The following is a 465-nucleotide window of genomic DNA, read 5'->3' as shown; positions in this document are numbered from 1 at the left end:
TGACATAGGCGTACTGCTGCAGCGCATTGGCGCGGCTGAACGACGGGATCGAGACGTGACCGGCGAGATGCACGCCGTCCCGCACGGCGTCGATGGCAATGGCATTCTCCGGAAAGTCGGCGCCCATCACTTGCGCGATGCGGCGCAGCCGGCCTTCCGGGCTGTCGTCGGTCGCCGGCAGTTCCAGCGTCGAGCGGTCGGAACCGGCCAGCGTGAAGCGCACGGCGGGGAAAGCGATGGCGATGCGCTTGATCACATCGCTGGTCGCCGAGCTCTCGGCGCGCTCGCCCTTCATGAATTTGAGCCGCGCCGGCGTGGCGAAGAACAGGTCGCGCACCTCGATCGTGGTGCCGCGATTGGCGGCCGCCGGCCTGACGGCGGACACGCGCCCGCCCTCGATGCCGATCTCGGCGGCGCTGTCGCCGTTGGCCGTGCGCGAGCGGATCGACAGCCGCGCCACCGAGC

General features: G+C 70.1%; 1 pseudogene. It reads right to left on the bottom strand.

From position 1 onward, the window contains the following. Positions 1–465: pseudogene (locus EOA86_RS38020) on the bottom strand (DNA mismatch repair protein MutL); the annotation flags it as partial.

Source organism: Mesorhizobium sp. M5C.F.Ca.IN.020.32.2.1 (genome assembly GCF_004023105.1).
GTDB lineage: Bacteria > Pseudomonadota > Alphaproteobacteria > Rhizobiales > Rhizobiaceae > Mesorhizobium > Mesorhizobium wenxiniae.
Note: the sequence above shows the minus strand (reverse complement) of the source record. Positions and strands in the feature narration are given on the sequence as shown.